The 1,706-nt window shown below is 68.6% G+C and carries 3 protein-coding genes; all 3 read right to left on the bottom strand.

Annotation, left to right across the window (positions count from 1 at the left end; translation table 11 throughout):
* Window positions 1–69: 69 nt before the first annotated feature.
* Complete coding sequence (gene adk, locus AC1DY5_RS54545; protein ID WP_478122515.1) at window positions 70–726, bottom strand: adenylate kinase; 657 nt, start codon at window positions 724–726, stop codon at window positions 70–72.
* Window positions 727–850: 124 nt separating this feature from the next.
* The gene (kdsB, locus tag AC1DY5_RS54540; protein WP_478122514.1) at window positions 851–1,618 is read right to left on the bottom strand and encodes a 3-deoxy-manno-octulosonate cytidylyltransferase; all 768 of its coding nucleotides are present in this window, start codon (window positions 1,616–1,618) and stop codon (window positions 851–853) included.
* Window positions 1,615–1,706, bottom strand: a 92-nt coding sequence (locus AC1DY5_RS54535) for a Trm112 family protein (protein WP_478122516.1), incomplete at its 5' end; no start/stop codon positions are given. The genes AC1DY5_RS54535 and kdsB, both read right to left, overlap by 4 nt.

The following is a 1,706-nucleotide window of genomic DNA, read 5'->3' as shown; positions in this document are numbered from 1 at the left end:
CCGTGCTTCGGGTCGAATACCTGTTCGTCGACGGCAAGGCCCACGGGCTGCGTTCCAGCCCGGCCTGAATCAGCTGGACAGGGCGGCGAGTGCGCGCTGGGTGATGTCGTCGACGCCGCCGACGCCGCTGATGGCGCGGTACTTCGGCGCCGCTGTCGGTTCGACCTTGGCCCAGTTCGAGTAGTAATCGACCAGCGGACGTGTCTGCTGGCTGTAGACCTCGAGCCGCTTGCGCACGGTCTCTTCCTTGTCGTCCCCGCGCTGGATCAGGTCCTCGCCGGTGAGGTCGTCCTTGCCTTCGGTCTTCGGCGGGTTGAACTTCAGGTGGTAGATGCGTCCCGAGGCGGGATGCGAGCGGCGCCCGCTCATGCGCTCGATGATGTCCGCGAAGGGCACGTCGATCTCGAGCACGTAGTCGAGCTTGACGCCGGCCGCGCGCATCGCTTCGGCCTGCGGAATGGTGCGCGGGAAGCCATCGAACAGAAAGCCCTGCGCGCAGTCCGGCAGCGCAATGCGCTCCTTGACCAGATTGATGATCAGGTCGTCGCTGACCAGCGCGCCCGATGCCATGACGGCCTGGGCCTGGAGGCCCAGCGGCGTCCCGGCCTTGACGGCGGCGCGCAGCATATCGCCGGTGGAGATTTGGGGGATGCCGTACTTCTGGCAAATGAAGGCCGCCTGCGTGCCTTTTCCTGCCCCGGGGGCGCCCAACAAAATCAGTCTCATGGTGTCCTCGGAAGGTTCTTTGATTTCTGTCGCGCCAGGGCGCGCATGAAGCACGGCCAGGGGCGGAGTTTGCTTCGAGGATAGCATGGGGTGCGGGCCGGGCCGGCCCCGCAGGCGCTCGCTTCTAGGTGCTGAAGAGCGCGCGGACCCGTGCCAGATCCTCGGGCGTGTCGATACCCGGGCCCGGTGCATGGGTGCTGACATGGACCGCGATCCGGTGGCCGTGCCACAGCGCGCGCAGTTGTTCGAGGGCTTCGGTCGCCTCGACCGGCGCCGGCGGCAGGCCGGGAAAGCCGCGCACAAAGCCGGCCCGGTAGCCGTAGATGCCAATGTGGCGCAGCGGCGCCGGAGCGATCGGCAGCGCGGTCGGGCCGGTGCCGGCGAAGCCGTCGCGCCACCAGGGGATCGGCGCGCGGCTGAAATAGAGCGCATTGCCCGCGGCATCGAGCACCGTCTTGACGACGTTCGGATTGACGAAATCCTCCAGAGAATCGATCGCGTGCGCCGCGGTGCTCATCGCGGCGCCGGGGTGCATCGCCAGCGTCTCGGCCACGGCGTCGATCAGGCCCGGATCGATCAGCGGCTCGTCGCCCTGGACATTGACGACGATCGCGTCGTCGGCCAGGCCGAGTTGTGCGCAGGCCTCGGCCAGCCGGTCGCTGCCGCTCGCGTGATCGGTGCGCGTCAGCAGGGCGCGAACGCCGTGCGCGCTGCAGGCGTCGACGATGCGGGCATCGTCCGCTGCCACCACCACGCCGGCGGAGCCCGAACGGGCGGCCTGCTGGGCGACGCGTACCACCATCGGTAGGCCGGCGATGTCGGCCAGTGGCTTGTCCGGCAGTCGCGTCGACCCCAGTCGGGCAGGAATCAGGACGGTAAATTCAGCGCTCACAGCCCCAACTCTTCGTCGGACAGGGTGCGCGCCTCGTTTTCGAGCAGCACCGGAATGCCGTCGCGCACGGGGTAGGCAAGGCGGGCGC

It is taken from the genome of Variovorax sp. P4_D9 (assembly GCF_056401695.1).
The sequence above is the reverse complement of the archived record's forward strand: the minus strand, read 5'-3'. Positions and strand labels throughout refer to the sequence as shown.

Coding starts and splice junctions, on each gene's coding strand:
- adk (WP_478122515.1), bottom strand. CDS start 726: ATGAGACTGATTTTGTTGGGCGCCCCCGGGGCAGGAAAAGGCACGCAG.